A 1,798-nucleotide genomic window follows, 5' to 3' on the forward strand; every position below is an offset into this window, starting at 1 on the left:
GGGGCCGTAGTCGGTGTCGTCGTAATCGGTGATCCCGTCCGCGTTGGGGCCGTAGCCGGTGTCGTCGTAATCGGTGATGCCGTCGGCGTTGGGGCCGTAGTCCGTGTCGTCGTAATCGGTGATGCCGTCGGCATTGGGGCCGTAGTCGGTATCGTCGTAATCGGTGATGCCGTCGGCGTTGGGACCGTAGTCGGTATCGTCGTAATCGGTGATGCCGTCGGCGTTGGGGCCGTAGTCCGTGTCGTCGTAGTCGGTGATTCCGTCCGCGTTGGGGCCGTAGTCGGTGTCGTCGTAGTCGGTGATCCCGTCGGCATTGGGGCCGTAGTCGGTGTCGTCGTAGTCAGTCACGCCGTAATCGGTGATCCCGTCGCTGCCCGGGCCATAGTCGGTGTCGTCATAGTCCTGGAACTCCGCGTCCATCTCGGTGACCTTGCCGGTGTAGGCGTTCACCTCATACTCGTACTCCACGCCGTCCAGGACGAATTCCACCTCGTACTCCCCGTCGTCCAGGTCGTACTCCTTCTCCACAAACTGCAGGTCGTCCCGGCCCAGTTGGGTGGAGAGGATGCTCTGGGCGGCGGAGGCGTTGATGTACCCCTTGTCGCCGTAGGCATCGTCGTAGTCGTCCTGGTCCAGGGTCACGGGCTGAGAGCCGATCTGGTCGGTCTCCACCACCAGCCGGACCGCCTCGGCCAGTTCATTGAGGAACTGGTCACTGGGATAGGCGGAGCCCCGCTCCAGCTTGAGGACGATGTTCTTCTCATGGCCGTCGATGGTGGTATCGAAGTAGCCGCCGGCGTTGATCTCATTCACCAGCTCTCCCACCACCTGGGTACAGGGCCGGCCCTGGTAGCCGGTGTAGGAGGCCAGCAGGGTCTGGGCCTCCTGGTTGCGGCCGGTGAGGGCCACCACGTTGCCAGCGTCGTCATAGTCCATCTCGATCTCCGGGTTCACGCTCAGCAGGACGGTGCCGGCCACGCCGCCGCTCTCTTCCAGAAGGGGGGCGCTGGTGCCGGGGGTCTCGGGGAGGGCCGCCGTGCCGGCGCCGTTCCCGCAGGCGGTCAGAGTGGTCAGGGCCAGGGCGGTGGTCAGGGTCAGGGCAAACAATTTGGTGTGGATGTTCTGTTTCATGTCTTTCATCTCCTTGAACATGGTGTTTGGTTTTGTGTTCTGATTTTAGATTACGGAGCTGCTGCTTCGAAACCGGGGTCTGGGAAAACTTTTTTATGTTCCAATTCTTTTGTGTGTTCCCGCCCCCGCAGGGGGCGGGAACACTATGGAAAATTTTGAATTCAGGAACACAAAAGGGAATTGGGAGTTTTTGATTTTCCTTGACTTACACTGGAAGGATACGGCGGCCGGCCTTCAAAACCGGGGCCGCGGCGGAAATTTTTCTGCGTTAATCGTCGTCATCCCGCTCTCCGTCATCGTCGCCATCATCATCGCCATCGCCGTCCCAGTCGTCGTCATCGTCGTCCCGGTCATCGCCGTCATCCCGGTCCTCATAGTCGGTGTCACCGTCCACATAAGGGCCGTCGTCGGGAGGTTCATAGTCGGTGACGCCGTCGCTGTAAGGACCGTAATCCGTATCCTCATAATCGGTGACCCCGTCGGCGTTGGGGCCGTAGTCCGTGTCATCGTAGTCCGTGATCCCCGGGTCGGCAGAGGGGACAGGGGGCGCGGAGGGCGCCGGCGTGGGCTCCGGCACAGGCTCCGGCGTGAGGTCCGAGGTGGGGGACGGCGTGGGGCTGGGCGGCGCCACCGGGATCACCACCTCGGTGGCCGGTTCCTCCTCCGG

1 protein-coding gene and 1 pseudogene are annotated in these 1,798 nt (G+C 62.4%); both read right to left on the reverse strand.

The features are described 5' to 3' along the window. On the reverse strand, nucleotides 1–1,131 hold a 1,131-nt coding region (locus QZ378_RS07885; RefSeq protein WP_291257886.1), incomplete at its 3' end, for a PepSY domain-containing protein. Nucleotides 1,132–1,399: 268 nt separating this feature from the next. After that, nucleotides 1,400–1,798: pseudogene (locus tag QZ378_RS07890) on the reverse strand (hypothetical protein); the annotation flags it as partial.

The sequence above is a fragment of the Flavonifractor sp. genome, assembly GCF_019422385.1.
GTDB lineage: Bacteria > Bacillota > Clostridia > Oscillospirales > Oscillospiraceae > Flavonifractor > Flavonifractor avistercoris.